Source organism: Trichocoleus sp. DQ-A3 (assembly GCF_039961975.1).
Taxonomy (GTDB): Bacteria; Cyanobacteriota; Cyanobacteriia; order Cyanobacteriales; family FACHB-T130; genus FACHB-T130.
Window position 1 is genome coordinate 110,032 of record NZ_JAMPKC010000005.1, and the last position, 25,304, is coordinate 135,335.

The 25,304-nt window shown below is 46.9% G+C and carries 18 protein-coding genes, 1 tRNA gene and 1 CRISPR repeat array; of the genes, 10 read left to right on the forward strand and 9 right to left on the reverse strand.

Annotated elements, in window-relative coordinates; genetic code table 11:
* Window positions 1–134: 134 nt before the first annotated feature.
* Window positions 135–2,057 (forward strand): type V CRISPR-associated protein Cas12k, encoded by a 1,923-nt coding sequence (gene cas12k, locus NDI44_RS11430; protein WP_190414906.1) that lies wholly within the window; start codon window positions 135–137, stop codon window positions 2,055–2,057.
* Window positions 2,058–2,553: 496 nt separating this feature from the next.
* Window positions 2,554–3,169: direct repeats of the CRISPR family, unit length 37 nt; unit sequence GTTTCATCAGCCTTCCCGCCTTGGGGCGGGTTGAAAG.
* A gap of 315 nt (window positions 3,170–3,484) precedes the next feature.
* Here the strand turns inward: cas12k and NDI44_RS11435 are convergent.
* The 3 genes from NDI44_RS11435 to NDI44_RS11445 form a co-directional block, all read right to left on the reverse strand.
* Window positions 3,485–3,557, reverse strand: a tRNA-Ala gene (locus NDI44_RS11435).
* A 104-nt stretch (window positions 3,558–3,661) separates the two neighbouring features.
* Complete coding sequence (locus NDI44_RS11440; protein ID WP_190414907.1) at window positions 3,662–4,384, reverse strand: HAD family phosphatase; 723 nt, start codon at window positions 4,382–4,384, stop codon at window positions 3,662–3,664.
* The gene (locus NDI44_RS11445; protein ID WP_190414908.1) at window positions 4,381–5,286 is read right to left on the reverse strand and encodes a class I SAM-dependent methyltransferase; all 906 of its coding nucleotides are present in this window, start codon (window positions 5,284–5,286) and stop codon (window positions 4,381–4,383) included. Before NDI44_RS11445 ends, NDI44_RS11440 begins: the two co-directional genes overlap by 4 nt.
* A gap of 253 nt (window positions 5,287–5,539) precedes the next feature.
* On the opposite strand from NDI44_RS11445, the gene NDI44_RS11450 reads away from it, so the two are divergent.
* Together NDI44_RS11450 and NDI44_RS11455 are read left to right on the forward strand one after the other, a co-directional pair.
* Window positions 5,540–7,687 carry an RtcB family protein gene (locus NDI44_RS11450; protein WP_190414909.1) on the forward strand — a complete coding sequence of 716 codons (2,148 nt, stop codon included), beginning with the start codon at window positions 5,540–5,542 and terminating at the stop codon, window positions 7,685–7,687.
* Window positions 7,688–8,267: 580 nt separating this feature from the next.
* Window positions 8,268–9,185: a hypothetical protein gene (locus NDI44_RS11455; protein WP_199304961.1), complete on the forward strand. Its 918-nt coding sequence runs from the start codon at window positions 8,268–8,270 to the stop codon at window positions 9,183–9,185.
* 54 nt (window positions 9,186–9,239) lie between these two features.
* On the opposite strand, the gene NDI44_RS11460 is transcribed toward NDI44_RS11455, so the two are convergent.
* The gene (locus NDI44_RS11460; RefSeq protein WP_190414910.1) at window positions 9,240–9,533 is read right to left on the reverse strand and encodes a hypothetical protein; all 294 of its coding nucleotides are present in this window, start codon (window positions 9,531–9,533) and stop codon (window positions 9,240–9,242) included.
* A 70-nt stretch (window positions 9,534–9,603) separates the two neighbouring features.
* Between NDI44_RS11460 and NDI44_RS11465 the strand changes: the two genes are divergently transcribed.
* Entirely contained in the window at window positions 9,604–10,926 is a 1,323-nt protein-coding gene (locus NDI44_RS11465; RefSeq protein ID WP_190414911.1) for a HEAT repeat domain-containing protein, read from the forward strand.
* A gap of 243 nt (window positions 10,927–11,169) precedes the next feature.
* Window positions 11,170–11,388 carry a type II toxin-antitoxin system HicB family antitoxin gene (locus NDI44_RS11470; RefSeq protein ID WP_190414912.1) on the forward strand — a complete coding sequence of 73 codons (219 nt, stop codon included), beginning with the start codon at window positions 11,170–11,172 and terminating at the stop codon, window positions 11,386–11,388.
* Between the two features lie 55 nt (window positions 11,389–11,443).
* On the opposite strand, the gene NDI44_RS11475 is transcribed toward NDI44_RS11470, so the two are convergent.
* Both NDI44_RS11475 and NDI44_RS11480 read right to left on the reverse strand, forming a co-directional pair.
* On the reverse strand, window positions 11,444–11,611 hold the full coding sequence (locus NDI44_RS11475; protein WP_190414913.1) for a hypothetical protein: 168 nt from the start codon (window positions 11,609–11,611) through the stop codon (window positions 11,444–11,446).
* A gap of 8 nt (window positions 11,612–11,619) precedes the next feature.
* The gene (locus NDI44_RS11480; protein WP_190414914.1) at window positions 11,620–12,357 is read right to left on the reverse strand and encodes an SIMPL domain-containing protein; all 738 of its coding nucleotides are present in this window, start codon (window positions 12,355–12,357) and stop codon (window positions 11,620–11,622) included.
* A gap of 6 nt (window positions 12,358–12,363) precedes the next feature.
* Between NDI44_RS11480 and NDI44_RS11485 the strand changes: the two genes are divergently transcribed.
* The 5 genes from NDI44_RS11485 (at window position 12,364) to sds (ending at window position 19,318) form a co-directional block, all read left to right on the forward strand.
* Window positions 12,364–12,540: a hypothetical protein gene (locus NDI44_RS11485; protein WP_348235279.1), complete on the forward strand. Its 177-nt coding sequence runs from the start codon at window positions 12,364–12,366 to the stop codon at window positions 12,538–12,540.
* Window positions 12,541–12,717: 177 nt separating this feature from the next.
* Window positions 12,718–14,127, forward strand: a complete 1,410-nt coding sequence (locus NDI44_RS11490; RefSeq protein ID WP_190414916.1) for a cation:proton antiporter — start codon at window positions 12,718–12,720, stop codon at window positions 14,125–14,127.
* Between the two features lie 504 nt (window positions 14,128–14,631).
* Window positions 14,632–16,608 carry an N-acetylmuramoyl-L-alanine amidase gene (locus NDI44_RS11495; protein WP_190414917.1) on the forward strand — a complete coding sequence of 659 codons (1,977 nt, stop codon included), beginning with the start codon at window positions 14,632–14,634 and terminating at the stop codon, window positions 16,606–16,608.
* A 28-nt stretch (window positions 16,609–16,636) separates the two neighbouring features.
* Complete coding sequence (gene murI / locus NDI44_RS11500; protein WP_190414918.1) at window positions 16,637–17,497, forward strand: glutamate racemase; 861 nt, start codon at window positions 16,637–16,639, stop codon at window positions 17,495–17,497.
* Window positions 17,498–18,346: 849 nt separating this feature from the next.
* On the forward strand, window positions 18,347–19,318 hold the full coding sequence (sds, locus tag NDI44_RS11505; protein WP_190414919.1) for a solanesyl diphosphate synthase: 972 nt from the start codon (window positions 18,347–18,349) through the stop codon (window positions 19,316–19,318).
* Window positions 19,319–19,460: 142 nt separating this feature from the next.
* On the opposite strand, the gene NDI44_RS11510 is transcribed toward sds, so the two are convergent.
* The 3 genes from NDI44_RS11510 to uvrC form a co-directional block, all read right to left on the reverse strand.
* Window positions 19,461–20,897: a serine/threonine-protein kinase gene (locus NDI44_RS11510; protein ID WP_190414920.1), complete on the reverse strand. Its 1,437-nt coding sequence runs from the start codon at window positions 20,895–20,897 to the stop codon at window positions 19,461–19,463.
* Window positions 20,898–20,981: 84 nt separating this feature from the next.
* Window positions 20,982–22,901 (reverse strand): hypothetical protein, encoded by a 1,920-nt coding sequence (locus tag NDI44_RS11515; RefSeq protein WP_190414921.1) that lies wholly within the window; start codon window positions 22,899–22,901, stop codon window positions 20,982–20,984.
* Window positions 22,902–23,080: 179 nt separating this feature from the next.
* Entirely contained in the window at window positions 23,081–25,042 is a 1,962-nt protein-coding gene (uvrC, locus tag NDI44_RS11520; RefSeq protein WP_190414922.1) for an excinuclease ABC subunit UvrC, read from the reverse strand.
* Window positions 25,043–25,304 lie beyond the last annotated feature (262 nt).

A 25,304-nucleotide genomic window follows, 5' to 3' on the forward strand; every position in this document is an offset into this window, starting at 1 on the left:
ATCGCAGATGGCATAAACTTCATCTGCAAATAGTAATCAATTATTTAAAAATCGCAGAATTTGAAACATCCTCGTGTAGTAGTTTTTTATTTTAAAAAAATGATTTTTTCTAACAATTATCCTTGGATAATCCTATGAGCGTGATTACAATTCAATGTCGCTTAGTCGCTGATGAAGAAACCTTCCGCTGTCTATGGGACCTGATGGCTCATAAAAACACGCCGCTCATTAACGAATTATTGTCACAGATTCCCAAACATCTTGACTTTGAGAAATGGATGCAAAAAGGCGAAATACCTAACGGACTTATTACAGGACTTTGTAACTCTCTTAAAACTGAAGAACGCTTTGCAGGTCAAACCAGCCGTTTTTATATGTCAGCGAGTTCTCTAGTTGATTATATTTACAAATCTTGGTTGGCACTCCAGAAGCGACGGCAGCGCAAAATAGAAGGCAAAGAGCGCTGGCTAAAGATGCTCAAAAGTAACGTAGAGCTGGAAGAAGAGAGTAATTGCCGTCTAGATGAGATTCGTAGCAAAGCTGCCGAAATCATTAAGTCAGTGACAACCGAATCGCCTCAAAATGAATCTCAGCCGACCAACAAGAAAAAGAGTAAGAAGACTAAAAAAGGAAAAACTAACTTTTCCCGCTCCAAACCGTTCAACATCTTATTTGAGGCTTACGACAAGACGCAAGCTCCTCTTGAGCGCTGCGCCCTTGCCTATCTCCTGAAAAATAACTGTGAGCTTAACGAAGTTGAGGAAGACCCAGAAAAATTTGCTAAAAGGCGTCGCGCAAAGGAAGTAGAAATTGAACGCCTGAAAGAACAAATGAAAAGTCGGATACCCAAAGGTCGGGATTTGACAAGTAAAGAATGGTTAGAAGCATTAGAAATGGCTACCAGTAACGTTCCTAAAAATGAAGATGAAACTAAAGCATGGAAATCTAGCCTCTTAAGAAAATCAAGCTCTGTGCCCTTTCCTGTAGCTTATGAAAGCACCGAAGATATAATTTGGTCTAAAAACGACAAACAGCGCATTTTTGTTCGCTTCAAGGGTTTAAGTAAGCTTACCTTTGAGGTATACTGCGATTCTCGGCACTTGCACTGGTTTCAACGCTTTGTCCAAGACCAAGACATTAAAAGTCAGAGTAAAGACCAATACTCAAGTGCTATATTTACTCTCAGAAGTGGACGGATTTCTTGGCAGGAACGGACAGGCAAAGGAGAGCCGTGGAACGTCCATCGTCTGATTCTTTACTGTACAGTTGATACCCGTCTGTGGACGCTCCAAGGAACTCAACAAGTTGCAAGTGCAAAAGCCTCTCGTGCTGAAAAAATCATAAGCAAGAAAAAAGAGAAAGACGATCTCAACGAGGAAGAACAAGCTTTTTTAACTCGTAAGCAATCAACGCTAGCTCGAATTAACAATCCCTTTCCTCGTCCTAGTAAACCTCTTTATCAGGGTCAACCGTCTATCCTTGTTGGTGTCAGTTTTGGTCTGGACAAGCCAGCAACCGTTGCCGTAGTAGACGCTGCCAATAACAAAGTATTGGTCTATCGCAGTGCCAAACAGTTACTCGGCGACAACTACAAGCTCATCAACCGCCAGCGACACCAACAGCAACGTAACGCCCACGAACGTCATAAAGCTCAAAAACGGGATTCACCAAACTCGTTTAGTGAATCCGAGTTGGGGCAGTATGTGGACAGATTACTGGCAGATTCGATTGTAGCGATCGCAAAAACTTACAGAGCTGGCAGTATAGTTCTCCCTAAACTCGGTGATATCAGGGAAATATTACAAAGCGAAATTCAAGCCAGAGCCGAGCAAAAAGTCCCTGGTTACAAGGAAGGTCAAGCTAAATATGCCAAACAGTATCGTGTCAGCGTCCACAGATGGAGCTACGGTCGATTGCTCGGCAGCATTCAATCACAAGTGGCTAAGGCTGGAATTGCTGTTGAAGTTGGTCAACAACCATTTCAAGGTAGCCCACAAGAAAAAGCGCGGGATTTAGCGATCGCTGCCTACCGATGTCGTATTACTGCGGCGCTATAAGCAGATACTGAACCTTGACAATATAATACATAAATAACAGCGCCGCAGTTCATGCTTTTAACAGCCGCTGTACTGTGAAAAATCTGGGTTAGTTTGACTGTTGTGAGACAGTCTTGCTTTCTGACCCTGGTAGCTGCCCGCTTCTGATGCTGCTGTCTGTAGAGATTTGTCTATAGACGGGATAGGTGCGCTCCCAGCAATAAGAAGTAATGCTTAATTGCAATAACCTTTGGCAACAAGGGTGTGGATTTCCTCAGTGGTGGCTACTGAATCACCCCCTTCGTCGGGGGAACCCTCCCAAATTTTTTTTGACGGGTCAAAGTGGGGTCAAAATCCTGGCAATGCCGTCAAACGGTCGAAACTCCTGTCCAGTCTTGGTTTTAGAGTTTCATGTCAGTCAACTTTCTCCTTGGGAAAGAGCTGAAATGAGTAATTTAAAATCAGCCGACAAAAATGTATTTGTCAGCTTGTATAGGCAAGGGTTTCAGCGGGCGCGGTTTCATCAGCCTTCCCGCCTTGGGGCGGGTTGAAAGATTTCCCACATCGCATCTTTCACTGGCTCTGGGTTTCATCAGCCTTCCCGCCTTGGGGCGGGTTGAAAGCGAACGCATTTGGAAGCATAATCCAGATGAGAAATTGTGTTTCATCAGCCTTCCCGCCTTGGGGCGGGTTGAAAGCCAACGGGGGTCTCGTGGATCGCCAAAAATTGTGTCGTTTCATCAGCCTTCCCGCCTTGGGGCGGGTTGAAAGGGAGCCATTGCAATAAATGTTCGGCAACCGGCGATCGTTTCATCAGCCTTCCCGCCTTGGGGCGGGTTGAAAGAATACGATTGAATTTTTTCCAATCCGCTTTAAGTTTCATCAGCCTTCCCGCCTTGGGGCGGGTTGAAAGTCTAGCACTAGAACCAGGTAGCGCGATCGCCAAAGGAGTTTCATCAGCCTTCCCGCCTTGGGGCGGGTTGAAAGGATGAAATTACTCGGAAAATTCGGTTGAAAATCTCAGTTTCATCAGCCTTCCCGCCTTGGGGCGGGTTGAAAGCTGAGTTACAATCATCCCCCGCTCAAGCTCTCGGTCGTTTCATCAGCTTTCCCACCTTGGGGTGGGTTGAAAGTTTAAAACCACGTTCTCTGACTAGGATTACCAGCAGTCTCCACAACCCTCCAGGCTAGGAGCGTTTGAAATTTTCTGGAGCTGCACCAGCAATTGGAATCATAGAATAATAGTGGTAGATCGTCTCACAAATTTAGGGGGGTTGAAAGGAGCGCTGCGATCACACAAACCAACTGTTGCCAATCAACAGCGACATTAATTTGCGAACAGATGCTCAAGAGGGAAAAGCGACATTAATTTGCGAAGAACGACATGATTGTGCGAAAAACGACATTAATTTGCGAATCGCGACATTTAATTTGCGAACGTACATTAATGGAGAATAGGGAACTCGAATCCCTGACCTCTGCGGTGCGATCGCAGCGCTCTACCAACTGAGCTAATTCCCCAAGCTGTGAGCTAATAGCCATAAGCTATGAGCTATTGAACTTCAATATTCTAGCATCCAGCCAGAAACAACTAACTATCGCGTTATCCGTACAGAGTCAGTGGTTTATCCGATCGTTGCCTGGGGTGTACTTCGAGAATAGACTTGTTCCACCCGCTCTAATTCTAAGTCGGAAAACTCATCGACAGCCCAGTTTGCCCAGCGTTGCAGCATATGAAACGGGTAAGTATGCGCTACTCCCACTACTGGCACACCAGCAATCTTTGCAGCTTGAATTCCGGCTGGGGTATCTTCAATCGCCAGACACTCCGATGGCAGTAGGTTGAGATGAGGATATTGCTGATTGAGGCGTTCCACTGCCAGAAGATATCCATCGGGTTCTGGCGAACTCGCGCTGATGTCGTCACCAGCAACAATGACGCTAAAGAACTCAGCCACTCCGGTGCGAGTTAATACCAGTTCTACCTCAGAATGGATGGAGCCACTGACTACACCCAGTTTCAATTCTCGCATCCGCAATCGGTTAATGAAGTCTTCCAAGCCTGGATAAATAGGTAGCTTTTCCAGCGCCTCTAAGCGTTGCTGGTAGGCTTGCGCCTTGCGGTTCACCAATTCGGTTAAATAGTTTTCAGTGACAAACCTACCGCGATTTTTCAGCAGCTGATTTAGACAGGCGCGATCGCTCCTGCCTAAACAAAATTGTCGGTAATCTGTTGGTTTAGACCGCAGATTCTCTGAAATTAGAACTTCATCAATTAGTTCGCGGTGAATTGCCTCATCGTTAATAATGACACCGTTAAAGTCAAACAGAACTGCTTTCAAAGTCATGCCGTTGTGCCAAAAGCTGGGGCACCAAAGCCCTCCAAATCCTCATTATCTGCCGTGCTACTGGTCGCTGTACGGGATGTTGATACCGAGCCAGGGTTTTGAACTGGGATGGGTTTGATGCCTCTAGTAACTTGGTGTATCCACAACACATCCTGAGTTTGCACCGCTTCAAATCCTGCGGTTCCCATCCAGGCATCTACGCTATCACTGGCGTAAGCTCTGATGTACGGCTCCTCAAAAATATCACTTAGCCAATCTACTTGGCGAATCGTTTTCTGATTGCCATCGAGAATCAACACCTCTCCCCCAGCCTTTAACAGGCGGAAGCTTTCCCGCAAGATGGCGCGAGATACGGCGGGTGGTGTTTCGTGAAACAACAAAGAAGCTGTTACCAGGTCAAAGGACGCATCAGGAAAGCCAGTTTCTTCAGCATTCCCTTGCAAAAATTGGATGTTTAGCGGTACTTTTTTGGCTTTGTAGTCAGCCATCACCAGCATATAAGGCGACAAGTCTAGACCAATGACTTCCGCTTGCGGGAAAGCTTGCTTTAACATCAGCGTTGTTGAGCCGGTACCGCAGCCTAAGTCTAAAATCCGTCGCGGTTGCCCTCCAATCGCATCAATCAAGCTTTGGCGTACCCAAGTTTCGTTGGGAGGCAAGGCGTACTGGGTAATCGGGTCGTAGGAAACTGCCGCACCGGGGTTAAGATAACCGCGCTCAATGCCGTGGAAGTTTTGGCTACTGTAGTAGGAGGGATAGGAAAGATTGGGTTTCCGGAAGCGATCGCCCTCTTGCTCCCAATCCACACTCTCATAGAAACTCCGCAGCTTCTCTTCATCAATCAACAGCCGAACCACAGGTGCTAAGAAGCGCTCATAGATTGAGTTCTTGCCAACCGCCATAGGATTTTATCTGCGTTGTTGTAGATTACCTGAGGAGCGTTCTCCTCTTTACAAATCTTAATGCTATTTATAACGCAGAAACTCTTCCTGCGGATGTCTTTGGGAGATGACAAACCCGCATCCCCTCATGTATTATATAAGTAATACATAAAGTATTATATCGAGAGCTACCTCAGCCCAGATTGCGATCGCGACCGATAGTAGGCTTGCAGCGTCACGGATCTTTAATATCAAATATCAGCGGCAAACGTTTATGCCATACGAAAAGCTAGAAATTTCAACCCCAGTGCCAGTGCTATCTTGGGCAAATCATGCCCTTGGTTCCGATGAAACCAAGATGGCAAAGAATGTTGCCTCCCTGCCATTTGTATTCAAACACGTAGCGCTGATGCCAGACGTTCACCTTGGCAAAGGTGCCTTGGTAGGTTCTGTTGTGGCGACTAAAGAAGCAATTATGCCAGCTGCTGTCGGTGTGGATATTGGTTGCTTTACTGGTGACACTCTGGTTCCTTTAGCTGATGGTAAATCCTACCCAATCGGAGAACTAGCCAAAGCTCAGCAAGAGTTTGTTGTCTATTCCTGCACCGAGACTCAAAGAATTGTAGCCGCGAAGGCTACGGCTAAGCTAACTCGTCGTAATGCAGAACTCTTAAAGGTAGTTCTCGACAACGGAGAGGAAATCAAATGTACCCCTGACCATCAATTCATGCTCAGAAACGGCACTTATCAGGAAGCTGGCGACCTCAAAGCTGGTGCTTCGTTGATGCCTTTTTATTCCCAAGTAGATAAAGATGGATATATTTTAATCCAGCAACCCTATTCAGGTAGATGGCAAAAAGCGCACTGGGTTATTGCTCGGTCTGGGTTATTAGGGAAAGTTCCTTCATTTAACGGTCAGAAAACTGTTATTCACCACAAGAACTTTGAGCAAGCTGACAATCGTCCAGAAAATCTAGAGTTTATGGGTGATAAAGATCATTCTGCTTATCACCGCTCATTAGTAGACAGGAATACCCATTGGCAATCGTTAGAGTTTGAGGAAAAAAGAAAGCAAGCGATCGCGGCTAAAGCCACTACTCCGGATGGATACAGATATTATTCTGAAAGAGGGACGAAACATATTCTTCAATATATGCAGGAACGTCCAGAACATTTCAGGGCATCCGTATCGGGAAATGGGGCCAGAGGAAAGCAGTTTTTAATTCAATACAACACCAGCGAAAAGGGAAGATACAAGAGCAAGGAAATTGCTAATCGGATTTACATCTGTGAAACTTGTGGAGATGAAGTCAAAAGTCCAATCGGGCTTCATAATCACAGAAAGAATCAACACGGCTACAACCATAAAGTAGTCGAAATTATTCCCTTGGCAGAAAGAGAAGATGTTTACTGCTTGACAGTGCCAGAATATGGTAACTTTGCCCTAAGTGCTGGCGTTTTTGTCCACAACTGCGGGATGATGGCAATTAAAACACCCTTTACTGCCGAACAATTGGAGGGTAAGCTAAAGCAAATTCGTCTGGATTTAGAAGCAGCGATTCCGGTTGGTTTCAATGAAAACAAAGATGTTGAAAAAGCAGTCCTTAACTGGCAAGGTTGGCGAGATTTCAAGGAATTACATTCAGGAGTCAAGCGCCTAGAAAGTAAAGCCATGAAGCAGATGGGTTCTCTCGGTGGTGGGAATCATTTTATTGAAGTTTGCTTAGATACGGAGAACTCTGTCTGGTTAATGCTGCACTCTGGTTCGCGCAACATCGGCAATATGCTGGCACAAAACCATATTGGCACGGCTAAAGAACTCGCGAAACTAGCAGGCGATCGCTTACCCGATCCAGACTTAGCTTACTTTGTCGCTGGTACGCCTGAATTTGCCACCTACTGGCACGATCTACAGTGGGCGCAAGACTACGCCCGTTTCAACCGTGACGTGATGATGGCGCGTTTCAAGCGGATTGTAGAAAAGCATCTCGCTGGGGGTAAACAAACAAAGCCGCTGCTGTCAGTGAACTGTCACCACAACTACGCCGAAAAAGAAGTGCATTTTGGCGAAGATGTGTATGTCACTCGCAAAGGTGCAGTCCGGGCGCGTGAAGAAGATTATGGCATTATTCCCGGTTCAATGGGGGCAAAATCCTTCATTGTTAAGGGTAAAGGTAATGCTGAAAGTTACTGTTCTTGTAGTCACGGCGCTGGACGTTTGATGTCTCGAAATAAGGCTAAAAATGTCTACACATTGGATGATTTGATTCAGCAAACAAATGGTGTAGAGTGCCGCAAGGATGAGGGCGTTTTGGATGAAATTCCGGGCGCTTATAAACCGATCGAGCAAGTCATGGCTAATCAAGCGGATCTCGTTGAAGTGGTGGCGACGTTGAAACAGGTTGTCTGTATTAAGGGTTAGTTTATGTAGGGTGGGCAATGCCCACCTTTTTTGTTTTTTAACGCAAAGGTACGCAGAGGTTAACGCAGAGTTTAATTAACTTAAAATGTAGTTGGATAATCTTCCACGGATTAGTAAGAATTTCTGACACAAGCGATCGCTTATGGTACTTCTCATCGATAAAAGTACCCAGGAGAACTTGCTGAAACCCTTGCCTATTCTTCCTCTTCTACCATCTGTTCAATAAATTTTTGCACTAAAGGCACAAAAATGCGAACTGACAAGTTAGTGCTTCGCTATCGCCTTGTTGATGCAACACTTCTTTCCTAACCAGTTTTCGGACAATCCTGGGATTTTAGTTTGTGGGAGTTTCTCCTGAAACTAGACACCGCAGGAAGTTGCGCTCGCTATCTTACAAACTTCTTCACAATTCCCGATAATACTCGCTCTAAATGGAGTAAGTCCCTCAGGTGCTACCCCGAAAAACTAATTTGCTGGTATTGCCATGTCAATAATGCCTCTCAAATTCCCAAAAAAATCTGAACTTGTCACGAACTAAATATACAGATGTGATTAAGCATTCGGATACCAATTGCGGAACATGAAGAAGACATTGGGGACGCGGCTTCAACAAAATCAACTCTCGAAACGACAAAAAATGGCTCTAAACCAAGCCTTGTGGGGAGGAGGGGCTTCCGTTTCTAAGGATACCGTTTTTGCTGCCCGCCTCAAGCAATTGCTGCTGCGGGCTTTTGTCATTCACAAGTATCGCCAACACCTACCGGCTAGCACTCTACAAGAATATCGCTGTGACCTAAAGCGCCGCTTAAAGCAGTGTCTCGGCTCACAGGCGGATAATAAGCTAGGGTGGAGATTAAAAAAGCGCTATTCTGAAGTTCCTTATTACTTGTTTCTAGTCCTGGACGAAGCTTGTAGTCCGACCCTTTCCAGCACTGACACCCCAACACCAGCCACAGGACAAGTCTCTCAAACTCCCAACCGGGTTTGTGCTGACAAGAAACACAAATTTGGTTCATTTGGCGATCGCACTTTCCGAGTTACCTTTGTGAGGTTGTACTTCAGCTATTGCGTAAACAATCCCAGAATCGTCAGCCTCAAGAAAATGCTGGGTTGTATCAGCCTAATTCTGGTCAAAATCGGCGATCAGCCTGTCCGAGTCCGAGATAGGTGGATTCACTACCACGACTTATATCACCTTGAGGTTAGCCTATTGGAGAGAATTCTGATGGGAAGAGACTGGGTGAGTGGTATTCATGGCATTAACGCTGGCGTGTTCCATGAATCTACGATTATTGGGGAGTATGACAGTTTTCTTGATGAAGCCCGAATCGCTATCCATGAGGCGCTAACCCGACCGACACCTTTCAGTCAACTCAAGGCTCTGTGTTGGATGACTTTGCTATTGTTACAGGGAATCAATCCTTTGGCTGTTCTCCTTCGTCATCTTAGGAGTATGAAGAAAAAGCAACAAGAATTATGGGATTGGTTAGACATCTGAGATGGGTTATTTCAACCATAAGGATGCTGACTTTGCTATAGGGTTGAGAAGATATCAAATTTCCATCACTACACGTTTGATAAACTTCTCTACTAAAGGCACTTGGAAGCAGTAGCCATCCTCTGTTGTCTGCAAAAGCGTTGTGTCTTGCAGTGCGATCGCTTCTTTGTAAACTAGACTTTGTAGTAAGTTGCGATCGCTATCTTTCAAACTTCGCCACATTTCCCAGAAATCCTCACCGCCGCAGCGAGTGAGATGAATAATGGTATCTACAGCAGCGCGATCGCAGATGTCGGGGAAGTCCTCCACAGGATGCACGAGCAACTCACGGACAGATTCCTCGTCCAAGTAGCTCTCCCGCAAGGTACGGGTGTTAATCAGATAGTTGCTTCAGTAGTCGGGAGAGCTATTTGAGCTTGTGGGAGCCACTGAACACTTTTATCAAGATTTAGAATCGGAGCGTACTCAAACAGTCGTCAGTAATAATTACATGTCAGATTTAATAGAAGCTTTAGATAGGATTTTAAATTGGTTGCGGCGACAAAACCGCGAACATCCAGAAGCAACACAAGGATGGTGGTTGCGCTCTCCAGAGGAAGAAAATAATGCTCCTTTAGTCAAACCTGGTTTATCTTCTGCGGAAATTGAAGAAATTTCTAAAGATTTAAGACTACAATTACCACCAGAACTTTGTGAACTATATCAATGGAGCAATGGAACTCAATACGATAATTCACTATATGAATTTGATTGGCTATTCGATGCAGGCCAGGGATGGGGATTTTTTATGGGCTTTGGTGTTTACCCCTTCCCATTAGCAGTTTCAGAATCTCTGAGATGGAACCAGGGAAGAAAATTGACGATATTTATTGGACGTGAATGCAGAGATGGTTACTTGGTATTTGATAAAAATTCCCAGCTTTTTCCAGTCATTTTTAGAGATTTTAAGGGAGGTGGTAATGACACGCTTATAAAATATGCCAGTCTCACTAATATGATGATGACCATAGCAGATTGTTATGAACAGGCTTATTATATAAATAGTAATAGGTATTTCAGCAAAGACGAAAGTAAAGCTTTAGAAATTTGGCAGAAATATAATGCGGAACAAATAGTTTCGGCAACACTAAACCAAATAGAGCAGGTAGAATTAAGACTGCCAGAACTAGATATAAATACTGGTTTGAGTTATATCCAAGACGTTGGTGACACCTTGAGATTTTCTCATGACGAAAAGTTGATAGCACCTTTAATTAGAGTTCTAAAAAGACCGCAAACTAATACAGCTTATGAGGAGAATTTAGATTATCTTCGCCAGATGTCATCATTATACCTGGGGTTGGCAGGCGGTACTAATGCAGTAGAACCACTGATTGATGCTCTCAAGGAAGAGTATTGGCTAACTCGATACTGGGCAACAATAACACTAGGTAACCTCAAAGATTCTAGAGCAGTATCTTCTCTAATTGAACTTTTGCAGGACAGCCAAGAAATGATTCGGCAAGCCGCTCAAGAAGCGCTTTCTAAGATAAGTAACCCAATTTCTGAAACTAGCCCTATCTATAGCAATCCAGCAATAGCTAACCTGGAGGCATCAGCAGCTTTATACGGAATGACTTTGGAAGATATACTCTATCCCAACATGGAAAATTTGAGAAAAAAATTAAATAGCGATACTCCAATTGATAAAAATAGAGATTTAAGTCCCAACGATGATAACTCCGATGATATTCCCTTTTGAAAAAGCAAAATGCGTTTAGCATATTTCTGTTGATAATTCCACGCTTACCGAAGTATGCGGTATAGGCTCACCTAAGTCAGTAACCGACAAACCGCCAATAGTCTTCAATCTTTGAGCCAGCGACAAACGGGCAGAAAGGAGACGAACCAGAAGTCATAGAAAACTTTTACTACACCCAGTCTAGCGCTGGCAGTTAGCGCAATTATTAGCTGAATTGGAGGAATTAAGAGAGGACGAAGATTCATGAATCGATACAGCATGGTTATTCAGTGGTCAGATGAAGATCACCTTTTCCTAGTCACGATTCCAGAGTTTGCCGATCGCGTTGTCATGCCTTGCACTCACGGCAAAACTCGTGAGGAAGCAATTCACAAGGGCGAAGAAGTGATTGAAATGTACTTAGAAGCATGGCTTGCAGAAGGTGAATCCATCCCTGAACCCAGTACGCTTCAAATTGCCTGATTACCTTTTTAGAAGTCCTACTCTGTAGTCAGTTCACCCAACTTGAGAACGTGACCTAGGTTGAAAAACAAGCATAGACAAAGCGATACTCACTTGCGTAAACACTCAGTTCCTTGCGGGATACCAGCACCAGCATTAAGGCGTTGTTGGTGAGGAGCGATCGCAAGTTGTCATAAAATCTGTTATCGAATTCCTCAGAAATATCAAGTGGGCAAAAGCCCACAGATATTCCTAATAGGTAATTTGTAGAGTCACGGATGCCTCTACCTGTTGTTCGCCACCAATCACGGGTGTAGACGCCTCTACTTTTCCAGATCGCAAAGCCATGTCAGCTAGGGGCATTGGGGGCGGCGGCGTCGTAGAAGCACCATTAACTTGAATGTTTACCACTTCCCGGCGAGTAAGATTTAGGGCACTCAAAACAGCATCCGCTTGCTCTTGGGCATCTTGAGTCGCTTCGCGCAAAGCTTGCTTTTGAGCGGTCGCGATCGCACTATCAGCAGCAATAAAACTAATGCCGTCAATTCGCGTCGCCCCAGCTTTCACTGCTTCATCCAGAAGCGTTCCGGCTGTTTGATTATTAACTCGAAAGCTAACGATGTTGGTGGCGGTATACCCAGTCAGACGCTGGACGTTGTTTTCGTAGCTGTAAGTCGGGTTGAGGCTAATGCCAGTGGTTTGTAATTTTTCGACATTGCGAGATTTTAGCAAATCCACCACTGCGCTAGAGCGTCGTGCTGCTTCCTGCTGCACATCCGCAGCTACTTTACCCTGAACCTCAACCCCCAGCCGCACCAGCGTTAACGTTGTTGCAATCGATTCTTCTCCCCTGCCAGTGACAGTGATGGTTCGCAACATTTTCTCTTGGGCGATCGCTGGATTCGTCATGATTACACTTAAAAGACCCACGGCGAAAGATATTGCCTGACGCTGATACCAGGAACTTGCGAAAGATGGAGTTCGATTCATTAGATCGTGTTGTCTCATACTAGAACTGCACCAGCTGCTTTTCATTGTGCCGGTGGAATGTTCCTAATCTGCCACTACCACAGCCAAAAAATCTCAGCAGTTACCGTTTTAGCAACTCAGGCAATAGTGCTAGTTGCAATGCAAGGGGTATCGCCCGATCGCCAGTCCTATCGGGGATGGTAAGTATTTATACTTTGCTTTCAGGGATTAGATTCAACTATGCGATCGCGCCGCGAAATTGACCGCGCCCCTTTCAAGCCATCATCTTGACAGGTCTTTGACTCTTGTTAAATCCCCAGATAAAAGCTTGATTTTGTAAAGAAGCTTGTACATTGAAAAGAATGATTTTGTGCAGAACTCATGCCGATAGATGCAGCTCACTGGCTTAGTTTACTAAGCCCAACTTTCTCACTCTCACTTTCGAGCAAAACTATTGCTGTCTTAGCGACAGCAACACAAGAAGCAGAAAAAAGTCCAGTGGTCTTAGCGGCAGTGTTACTGACTTTAGTCATCATTTACTTCGCTAGCAAAATGGGGGCGGAGATATCAAACTGGATGGGCTTCCCGCCTGTATTAGGCGAACTGGTCGGCGGTGTAGTGGTGGGTATCTCCGCCCTGCATCTGCTGGTATTTCCAGAAAGCGGGTCAGTCGCTTCTGATTCTGTCCTGATGTCCTTCTTGCAAGGCACTTCTGGCTTAAGTCTCGACACGATTGGTGAAGTATTTCAAACCCAGAGCGAAGTCATTTCCGTTTTAGCAGAACTGGGCGTAATCGTACTGCTATTTGAAATTGGTCTGGAGTCGAACTTAAAGGAACTGATGGCAGTCGGTATCCAGGCAGTCGTCGTCGCAGTGGTGGGGGTAGTGGTGCCCTTTGCAGCTGGCACTGCGGGGCTGATGCTCTTTTTTGGCGTGCCAGCGGTTCCGGCGATTTTTGCGGGTGCGGCTTTGACTGCAACCAGCATTGGGATTACTTCCAAAGTTCTCTCAGAATTGGGGCGTCTCACTTCTAGAGAAGGTCAGATTATTCTGGGCGCTGCGGTTATAGACGATGTTCTGGGTATCATCGTTTTGGCAGTGGTAGCTAGTTTGGCAAAAACGGGTGAAGTAGATGTCAGCAACGTCATTTATCTGATCGTCAGCGCCAGTAGTTTTCTACTAGGTGCGATTCTGCTAGGTAAGGTTTTTAACAAATCCTTTGTAGCGATCGCCGATCAGCTCAAGACGCGCGGCGGGCTAGTCATACCGGCTTTCATCTTCGCATTCTTGATGGCCTATGTGGGAGCCGCTATTCACCTAGAAGCCATTTTGGGAGCTTTTGCCGCTGGCTTAGTCTTAGACGAGACGGATAAGCGTAAAGAACTGGAAAAGCAGGTAGTGCCTATTGCCGATCTGCTGGTGCCGATTTTCTTTGTAACGGTTGGGGCTAAAACTGACCTAGGAGTTCTCAATCCAGCGGTTCCCAGTAACCGGGAAGGGTTGTTCATGGCTATGTTCCTGATTGTCGTGGCAATTCTCGGAAAGGTTGTTACGGGTCTAGTCGTATTTGGTCAACCTCAGATCAACCGATTAGCGATTGGCGTCGGGATGATTCCACGAGGCGAAGTCGGGTTGGTCTTTGCCGGTGTTGGTTCTGCCAGCGGTGCTTTGTCTGAAGCCACAGAAGCCGCGATTATTATGATGGTCATCTTGACAACTTTTTTAGCACCTCCCTTATTACGGTTTGTGTTTCAAGAGCCTGCATCGGTTCCTGCTAAGGAAAGCGATTAGTTATTAATTCATGTGTGGGTAGTGGGTAGTGGTGGTATACAATCAACACCGACTACCTACTCCGTAGTACCTACTGACAAAAAACTAACAGCAAACGGTTTTTGTGAAACTTAAGTCACTTTATCTACGTCCCTTGGGGTTGGTTATCGGATTTAATCGGATTTAAAAGGTTTCTCTCGCTTTGAGAAAAGTGTTGGCTCGCGTGGCTTGGGAATAGGCAGCATCAAGACGTTATCATTGCCAAGCCCTGAGAACAAAAATCTCTGATGAGAAACTCCATACACCAGGCATCTTCCCGATGGTAATTGGCTTTTTCCAGCGAAAAAAGTCATGCCTAGTCGATTATTCTGCATTGCGACCAAAGTCGTGATATTGTTCAACCCAGTCTAAAATCGTTTACTTTGTTTACCGCAATGCACCGGATGTGAACCGAAAACATCCGAAACAGGTCTACAGCGTACAGGCCGATTATTACGGTCTTTGCCTTTTTCAGGAGCAACGATAGTGAGATTTTACTGGCTATTACCCAGTTTTTTGAGCATTTTTCTCGTTTCACTTCCCGCGAATGCGGCAAGACTGGTGTATTGGCGTTTTGATGCCAATCAGAACCGACTAGACTTTAGGACGGATGATGGAGTTCAACCGCGAGCGCAACTGCTTGCCAATCCGACCCGTGTGGTAATCGATCTGCCCGGTACCAGCTTGGGGCGCTCAACGGTGACTCAGCAGTTGGCTGGATCGCTGCGTTCTCTGCGAGTAGGACAGTTTGAAGGTAATACTACTCGGATGGTGATTGAATTAGACCCTGGTTACACCCTCGATCCAGAAAAAGTGCTAGTTCGAGGAGCTTCCCCCAGCCAGTGGTCGGTGCAATTACCAAAGCCCGAACGAGTAGCGCAGGTGTCAAATCCTTCACCCAGAGATCTAGCACCCAGAGATCTAGATTTGGGAAATTCTCCGCCGCCCCCTTTGCAACCTCTTCCCAATCAAGCTCCTAGAAATCCTTCGCCGCCTCCAGTGCTGAGTCGCCCACCGATTCGTCAGACACCTCCAAACGTAACGGTTGGGTCGCTTGCTCAAATCGAAGATGTGCAGGTAACGCGAGATGGGTTTTTCCTAAAGACGAATGGGGGTCGCCCGCAGATTATTAAGGTGAACCGGAGTAGCGATCGCAAAAACATTACTTTTGACCTGCGAGGAGCGACCCTTTCCCGCAGTCTTACATCGCCTTCTTCGACGGTGAATCGCTATGGCGTCAGTCGCATCTTATTGTCCCAAGTTGATACTTCACCCTCAATCGTTCGCGTCACGATGAACGTGAGGAGAGAAAGCCCGGACTGGCTGGCAAGTGTTAGCGATTTTGGCGGTATTGTCATCTTGCCGAAGGGTACGAGTGCTGGCGACATTGAAAGCCCACCACTAGCTGGAAATCAACCCTCTCCCATTTCGGGGGGGTCTAGACCGCCTTCAACTGCACCCAGCCAACCCGTCCCCACCAACCGTCCGAATAATCAGTTAGCAACAATTCAATCGGTTGAACTCGCTTCTTCCGGAACCCAGTTATTAATTCGGGCGGATGCGTCTGTCAGATACACCGGCAGATGGGATGCAAGAGAGGGAGTTTATCGAATTACGATTCCTTCCGCTGAACTAGCTGACCGAGTTAGGGGACCTCAACTGGATGCCACCACTTCAGTGCGGCGGGTGCGTTTGCAGCAGCAAGACTCGCGGACTGTCGTTATTCTGGTGCAACCAGCCTCAGGGGTACAGGTTGGAGAACTCAATCAGGTGAGCGACCAACTTTTAGCACTGCAACTGCAACGAAGTCGCCTTGGCTCGGTTGTTCCTCCCACAGGCCCTATTCGGGTTCCGCCCACGGGTTCTGTTAACGTGCCGCCGCCTCAGAATAACAATCCGCCTTCGCGACCCCGCCCCCGTGTTGGACGATTGGTTGTGGTTGTAGATGCCGGACATGGAGGCAAAGACCCTGGAGCCATCGGTTATAGAGGTTTGCGAGAGGTCGATGTAATTTTGCCGATTGCACAGCAGGTAGCGGCATTGCTAGAGCAACAGGGCATCCAGGCGGTGATGACGAGAAAGGATGACTATTTTGTAGACTTGCAACCACGAGTAACGATGGCTGAGCGAGCCAATGCCGATTTATTCGTCAGTATCCACGCCAATTCAATTGGTGGGCGTCCTGATGTGCAGGGGCTGGAGACTTACTATTACTCTAGTGGTGGGCGTTTAGCGCAAACCATTCACAATAGTATTTTGCAGAACGTTGATATCCGAGATCGAGGAGTGCGGCAGGCGAGATTTTATGTACTGAGGAAGAGTTCGATGCCCGCTGTTTTAGTGGAGGTTGGTTTTGTGTCCAGCCCACAAGAGGCTGTGAAGTTGGCTTCGCCAAATTACCAGAGCCAGATGGCAAGAGCGATCGCTCGCGGTATTCTACAGTACATTCAACAAAGTCTCTAAATGCCGGTTTGTGGGGAGTGGTTGATTAATGATGAATAAGGAACAAAAAACAAATGAGGCTCTTCAACGAGCCAGAATTGGGATTTTTGATAGCGGAGTCGGCGGGCTGACGGTATTGAGGGAACTCTACCGGCAGCTGCCATCCGAATCGATTCTTTACTTTGGCGATACGGCTCGACTGCCCTACGGCACTCGCTCTCAGGCAGAAATTTTGCACTTTGTGCGCGAAATTCTCATCTGGATGATGCAGCAGGGCGTCAAAATGGCGATCATGGCGTGCAACACCAGTTCTGCCCTCGCTTTAGAGGCAGTGCGGTCTGAGTTTCCTCTCCCGATTTTGGGAGTTATCTTGCCTGGTGCCCGCGCGGCTGTTGAGCTAGGCAACCGGATTGGAGTCATTGCTACCCCAGCCACTGCCGCTAGCAACGCTTATCGTCGCGCGATTTTAGAAGTTGACGCCACTGCCCAAGTTTGGCAAGTCGGTTGCCCAGAGTTTGTGCCGGTGATTGAGCAAAACCGCATCCATGAGCCTTACACCCTAGAAGTGGCGCGGGAGTACTTGGCACCGTTACTGCACCATCGTATTGACACGCTTGTTTATGGCTGTACCCACTATCCCCACTTAGCACCCGTCCTGAGGAAAATTCTGCCCCGGTCGGTGAAGCTATGCGATCCGGCAGTTCATGTAGTGGCTGCGGCTGCACAAGAGCTGGATTTACTAGGACTGAGAAACACCCGCCCGCCTCTAGCAACTCGATTTGCCGTGAGCGGTTGTCCCGAACAGTTTGCACAACTGTCAGTACAGTGGCTGGGGTGTACGCCTGCGGTAGAAAAAGTTTATTTACCGACAGTGCTACATCGGCAATTACCGCTAGAGCTAAGCGAGTAGCAGTCAATTGAAGAATGGGTTCTTCAATCCAAAATTCTAGATTTGACTGCTAATCGCGGATCGATGAGGTGAGCGTGCTGCAAACGGCTAATACTTCTGTCGCGATCGCTAGGGTATGGACTTCGTCCTACCCGCACCTTTCACAGTTCGCTGTGCCAGAATCAACAGCAGGTAAACCGTCAATAAATAACCAGTGGCTAAAAACGGGATAATCAGAGGCATATCATTATACGTCATAGTGTCGCACAATCACAAGTAGCGGAATGTAAATTTTTATACAAGTTCTTTTCCCAAGACAATGCCCCAAGTCAAGACTTGAGTCAATGCTTGAGAATATGGCTGCCCATAGGAATTCTGGAGGTCGCTGTCGCCCCAAAAATTCTTGATTTAACTAAAACCCCAGAAAATTAATAAAAATAATCTGAGATTTTTTCGGCAATCCCGTAGATAGCAAGCTAATCTACAGTGCCTATTGAAAGTCCTTTATTTTCGGATGGCTAGTTTTCCTAGAGCCTTAACGCTAGAAAAAGATGCAGGAAGCCGGAAATGCTACCGCCTACCAAAAATCTGCCATCCTTTACCAATTCATTACAAACACGTAAGTGTTTTCTGTAATTTTTTGGCTCAGTAACTCTATTAAGCTTTTCAAATCCTTACATATTAGAGTAACACAAGATCCCCAAGGGTTAGGAGGGATTTTTTTAGATACTTTACAAGTCGATACAATTTCAAAAAAAGGCTGCGGGGGCATCTTCTAAGGAACAAAACTTCCCTGTAGGGGAGCATTAGCTTAAAATAAATGACAGGAATGTAAAATTTCGTAACTATTAAGCCAGAGTCAGCTGATCCATGACCTCAGTGACCTCCCTCTTTGCCCCTGTTGAATCAGACCTACGTGTTCTGACGGAGAATTTGAAAAAGCTGGTTGGTGCCCGTCACCCCATCCTGTATGCGGCGGCAGAACACTTATTTGGGGCAGGAGGAAAGCGCGTTAGACCCGCTATCGTCCTGCTGATATCGCGGGCAACCATGCTGGATCAAGACCTTACCCCACGTCACCGACGTCTCGCAGAAATTACGGAAATGATTCACACCGCTAGTCTGGTACACGACGATGTGGTGGATGAATCCGAGGTAAGACGCGGTATTGCCACGGTTCATAGCCGGTTTGGCAATCGCATCGCTGTGTTGGCGGGAGACTTTTTATTTGCCCAATCTTCTTGGTATTTGGCAAATTTGAATAATTTAGAAGTAGTGAAACTGCTCTCAGAAGTGATTATGGATATGGCAGAAGGAGAAATTCAGCAAGGGCTGAATCGCTTTGATGCCAGTATGTCCCTCGAAGCTTACTTAGAGAAGAGTTACTACAAAACTGCCTCGTTGATGGCTAACAGTGCGAAGGCGGCTGGACTACTCAGTGATGTCTCGGAGGAGACGGCAGAAAATTTGTATCGCTACGGACGTCATCTCGGCTTGGCTTTCCAGATTGTGGATGATATTTTTGACTTCACGGGTTCGACAGAAGCTTTAGGTAAGCCAGCCGGATCGGATCTAAAAAGTGGCAATCTAACAGCACCCGTGTTATTTGCCTTGGAAGAAAAACCTTACCTGGAGGCGCTCATTGAGCGGGAATTTACAGAGGAGGGGGATTTAGAAGCAGCGATCGCCTTGATTGAAGAAAGCCAGGGCATTGAGCGATCGCGCGAATTAGCTGCACATCATGCCCAACTCGCCGTTCAACAATTAGCAGATTTACCGCACTCGGAGTGCCGTCAAGCGCTAATTGACATGGCTGAGTACGTGTTGAGTCGGCTTTATTAAGGAGTGTGGATTTATTAACCCCCGATTTCTTTTGTAGGGGCATGACTGTAGGGGCTTTTTCTGGGTATGCCCCTACAGAACGCGAACGAGCCTAAGTTCTTTAATCGACGTTCCTAAGAATGAATCAAAATCCAATAAGCCATTAGCAAATTTTACACTTGGCGAGTCTCGCCACCAGAGAAGAACACACCAAATCCCAGCGACCCAATCCAGTCTCTTCTAATCCTCCAGCCGGAAGATGACCCGATGGGGCAGAATTTCCGGAGAAAGTGAGATCCGAGTAATTTAACCAATTGCCTTTGACACGCCAACCCACTTGGTCGCCAAAACGACACCAAGTGGCATAGTCAAAGTTAGGTTTTCCGCCAATCTTTTCCCAAATGCGCTTCTGGACGCTAAAGCCAAAGCGTCCGTCGCTGTAATTTACCCAGAGTCGATCGATCGTACTGAGGTGTTGGCAGGGAAACTTTTGAAAATCTTCAACTCTCAGCCAGCCTTCTGGTTCTCGATGGGAAATTTTCAGCAGGAGCATTCGTGTTTCCCGATCTGCTTCCTTCCAGTTCCGGGTGGTAAGGAAATCCCGCAGTTTGCTGTAATTTATCCCCAATGCCCTGAGATGAGCGGGAGAGGAAGCCATCGTGGGTATCGTGACATTGACATCAGAAGGTCTAGTAAGTTTAGAGTGCAAGGCTTCCAGCACCTCCGAAGCCGATTTATAGCGATCCTTAGGTAAAGGCTGAAGCAGTTTATCCAAGATTTGACCTAACTCTTGACTAATGGTTGTGCCATCTGGCAAACACTCTCGCCACATCCAGCGACACTCTAGCGGTTCATAAAGACCATCAGAACCACCTAATGTAGGAAGAGATTGGGTGAGCAGACAAACGCAAGTGACTCCTAAACTGTAGAGATCGCTAGCGGGGTAGGCATGACCGTGCATTTGTTCCATCGGCGTATATCCTACGGTACCCACCGTTGTCCCCACTTGCCCCATCGTCGTCTCTGTTACCAGTTTGGAGACGCCAAAATCAATTAGGACTAACCTGCCGTTTCGGTGACGACGCATAATATTCTCTAGCTTGATATCCCGGTGAATCACCCCACGTTCGTGAATAAATTTGAGAATTGGCAGTAACTCAGCCAAAAGCTGTCTAATTTTTTGTTCGCTAAAAGCTCCCTGAGTAGCCAATTCTTGACGTAAAGTGAGTCCCGCAATCAACTCTTGCACCAGATACAGGCGCTTATCTTCTTCAAAGTAAGCAAGCAGTCTGGGAATGTGGGGATGTTCTCCCAGTTGAAACAACCGCACGCCTTCCTGGTTAAACATTGCCGTTGCTTTTTCCAGCGCCTTCGGATTGGCTTGAATCTCTGAGGATGGTAAAAATTGCTTTACCACGCAGGGCGCATTCATACAGTCAGTATCTGCTGCCTGATAGGTTCTGCCAAATCCGCCACCACCAATCGGTTTGAGGATACGGTAGCGATTTCTCAGTAATAAATGGGAGCCACAATTTTGGCAAAATTTATAATTGTCAGGATTTAGGCGATCGCGGCAATTGGGATTTGGACAGTAGATCATACCCAGGCAGGATTCAGCAGGTTGAGTCTATCGTAGTTCTTCCCAGAAGGGTGGCATAGGACCAGTGGCTGCAACAACTGGCAGCTATTGTTTCGGAAATGTCTTGCCGACTTCTGTCACGTCGTCTCTGTATTCGGCGATCGTTCGATTCGTATCAGCGTCGTAGCGCAGTCGCACATTACCCACTTCCAGAACGGCTGCCATCCCCGTACCCGTGATAGTTGCTACAGGCGGGATTCCCCTGCCTACAAAGGTAGCAATCCAGATTTCGGCATTTGCCCCGGAAATACTGACTTGCAACGGATCGCCCGCAGTTACTACTGCTGCTTTTGGGTGCAGCACCCAGCCTTTGAGGTAGCTGTCACTACCGCCGCGTAGCAAAAAAGTTGACAACCCGCCTTCCATTCCAACCGTTGCAGTGACGCCACCATCACCTTTCTCGTTTCCGAGGTTGAGTTGCCAGGTGTAGGTATGCGCCTCCTCATCCCGAATTCGATCGAGCGTTGCCAGTACAGCAGTATTATCAGTTTCAGAAAACTTGACCAGGAGGTGGCGCTTGGCGCTGCTTAAGCCCAAACTGGCGTATTTCTCCCCACCGTCGATGATGACGTAACCGCCATCTGGGTTGGAATTGAAAAATTCATGCCTTCCCGTTGTACCGCGATCGCGCTGTGCTTTTCCGTCCACCAAGAGGGTGCTAAAAGTGGCAGGGTTGCCAGAAATTTTGGCAGGCCCTCCGATGAAATGATGGTTGTAAGCGAGTAAGCCAAGTTGGAAGGCTTCTGACTGATCCCAAGCATTCTGGTGGCGATCGCTATCTGCCATCACCGACACGAGGATATCGTTCTCATCTTGCCAGCGATCGCGGAAAAAGTAAGCGCCTCTTTTTTCATCCCCCACAGACGAGGGCAACAAACCTGTTGGATTAAAGGAAGGGGCGCTTTCTGGGTAATAGATTAGCGACCAGATCGTTGCGCCCCTCTGTTTGTCAAATTTCTCGGCTGGGGTGCCTGGGGCATCTATTCCCATGTGCCGATCGTAAAAGTAGCGGTAGAAAGGCAATAAGCGTGGGGGTACCGATCCCAGGAGGAGACTCGTCCAGCCTTCGTCACCGATGCCTGCACCGGATACGCCAGATTGAAGAAAGTAGCGATCGCCCGATTCATGCATCATAAATGCACCGGCGTACATGACCAATTTCCAGAAATGTCGTGCGGTAAAATCAGCGTCAAGCTCAGCATCGCCAACACTCCGGAGGGCATAAACCGCTGGAACTAAAAAAATCCCTGCATAACTGTCATAACCAATCCCTTCCTGACTTAAGCCCAACTGACCGTAAGCGTTGATTAGGTGAGTTTTCAGCCACCCTTTGAGCTGAGTGTATCGCTTGGCGCGGTTGCGTTCCTCGTACACAGCCAGCATCATCACCAGTTCCCCACCCCGACAGACTGCTACCCAGTTAGAAGCCATTGCTGGATTACTGAGGTTGGGGTGACGGAAATTCTCCCAAGCATCGAGGGCGAGATTAATTTTGTCTTTAATGTAATCTCGCTGCTGTGGAGTCCAACCGCGATACGCCCAATCATAGGCGATCGCAAAATTTTGTCCCACCGTCGCCCTAGATAGCCCATACTGCGCTTCCGGCAGGCGGTTATCCGGGTCTGGATCTCGGTGGATGAGGTAGAGGGCTTGGTAGGCAATCTGTGCATACTCCTTTTCATTTGTCAATAAGTACAACAGCGCTGCTTCCCGTGCCAGATAGGAACGGGCATAGTTCCAGTTGCCGTCATTCGGGTTGCCATCATAAATGCGCCAGTTGTTCTGGGTTACTCGCGCTTTCAGGGCATTGAATGCTTGCTGATGATGCGATCGCGGCACCCGAATTGCCGATCGGATTTGTTCGATCCGTCTTTGAGTTAGAAATAAACGCGGGTGTGCTTCGTCAGCTAGTACCTTGAAGGGCGCTAGAACTATCAGCAGACCGATTAAGATACGGCTTTTCAATTCTTGCGTCCTCTACGGTTTAAATTTTGTCTACAGCAATCCTCTTTGATTTGTAAGATATTTTTTTAACGAACCGCCAAGGACGCAGAGGACGCGAAGTAAGAGAGGGAGAGAAAGCAGAGGATTTCATCAATCACTTAAGATTGCTATTGAAATCAGGGTGAATCGCTTTTGGCATTTCAAGCCGGATGGAAATAATCGTAGATTTCCTGGGCTAACTTAGGGCCAACACCAGGAGCCTCAGTTAGCTGCTTTGGAGTTGCTTCGCGGATATAATCAATGGAACGAAAATGCGCCAAGAGTTGTTTCTGTCGCTGAAAGCCCAATCCTGGAATTTCATCTAAACGCGATCGCCTCAGTTTATCGCTGCGCTGCTGACGGTGGAAACCGACTGCAAATCGGTGCGCCTCATCCCGCAGTCGTCGCAACAATTGCACCCCTGGTTGTTCTGCATCTGTCTGTAACGGTGAAGACTCACCGGGTAAAAAAATCTCCTCTCTCTGCTTGGCAAGACTAACAACTCGCAAGTCTTCCATTAAATTCATCTCTTGCAAGACGGCGACAACCGATGAAAGCTGACCTTTCCCGCCGTCAATCATTACTAAATCGGGCCAATCGGGATTCCCAACTCGCTGCATTTGCGGATCTTCAGCATACTTGCGGAAACGCCGCTGGATAACTTCCGCAAGACTGGCGAAGTCGTCCGAGTGACCGGCAGTAACGGTGGGATTCTTAATTTTATAGTGGCGATAGTGCTGTTTTGCGGGTATAGCGTCAATGAAGACTACCTGAGACGCCACTGCATTCGCTCCCTGAATGTGGGAGATATCGTAGCCTTCAATCCGGTGGGGTAAGTCGGGTAGGTCAACGATGGCGGCTAAATCTTCCATTGCTTGGGTATTGCGATCGCCTAATCGTTGCATCCGCGCTAGTTCATACTGGGCGTTGCGCTCCACCATCTCAATCAATTCTGCCTTGGTTTGTCGCTGGGGAGCAAGTAGCGTTACTTTTCGCCCTTTTCGCTCCGTTAAAAATTCTGTGAGCATTTCCCCTTCTGGCAACTCGTGCTGCACCAGAATTTCTATCGGGATTTCTACGGACTCTGCATTTGCGTAATGTTCCTCTAACACCCGCTGCAAGATGGCTCCCGGTGTACCTGATTGCGCTTCTGCCACAAAGCCTAAACGACCAACCAGTTTTCCCGCACGCATCTGGAACAATTGAATGCAGGCGTGTTGGGCGTCAGCTGCCAGAGCGATCGCATCCCGCGAAACGGTATCATCTGGCAAAGACACTTTTTGATCTGCACTCAAAGACCTTAACCCGGCAATTTGGTCTCGCATCCGCGCTGCTACCTCAAAGTTTAGCTCTTCGGCTGCCTTTTCCATATTCGCCGTTAAAATATCAATCAGTTCTCCGGCTCGTCCTTGGAAAACCATCGCGATTTTTTGGATTGTTTTGCGATATTCTTCTGGTGAAATCAACTTTTGACAGACGCCTGGACACCGCCCTAAATCGTAGTTCAGGCAAGGACGATCTTTAAATAAAGGTTGCGGACGCTGGCGGATTGGGAAGAGCCGTTTTGCGATTCGTAACGTGGTTCGCAACAAACCTGCATCCACAAAAGGGCCATAATACTTATCTTTTTCTTTTCCCAGACGCCTGTTCCGAGTAATGAAAATGCGAGGATATTCTTCCGACCACGTAACCAGAACGTAAGGATACTTCTTATCATCTTTGAGCAGCACGTTGAAGTAGGGTTGATGCTGCTTAACTAGATTGGCTTCTAGCGCGAGTGCTTCGGCTTCGGTGTCGGTAACGATGAATTCAATCTCTGCGATTTGCCGCACCATCATCATAATGCGATCGCTCAATTTTTGGGAGTCGCGGAAATAAGAGCGAACTCGCGATCGCAATTTTTTCGACTTGCCAATGTAGAGGATGCGATCGCTAACATCCTTCATAAAATAGACCCCTGGTTCTGGCGGAATCTCTTTCAGACGGCTTTCCAGGCGTTCTGGCTCTTTGAGGAGCGGCAGGATTTTTGTAGATGCGATCGCTCCTTCAGCCGATAGATAACCAGCTTGAGTTGTGGCGGGAAATAATTCGTTCCCATTTCTTAGGGTTTGCGGATCTGTCATCCTAATACACTCCTAGACAGCAGCAATTGTTAATTTTTAAGTCGCGCCCTTGAACAAACAGTAACGGATTTTTTAGCTGGTAAAATTTCGTAGCTACCATTTTTATTTAATTCTAAATATCAGTGCAAATTCGTAATTAACGTTTTTTACTAACTTCACAACTCAGTAAAAATTCGCATTATTTTTAATTTTTAAACATGAGATATCTTTCCGGAAATCAGTTAAGCTTTCTTGAAGTCATTACCAGGTTAGATAAAGTTAT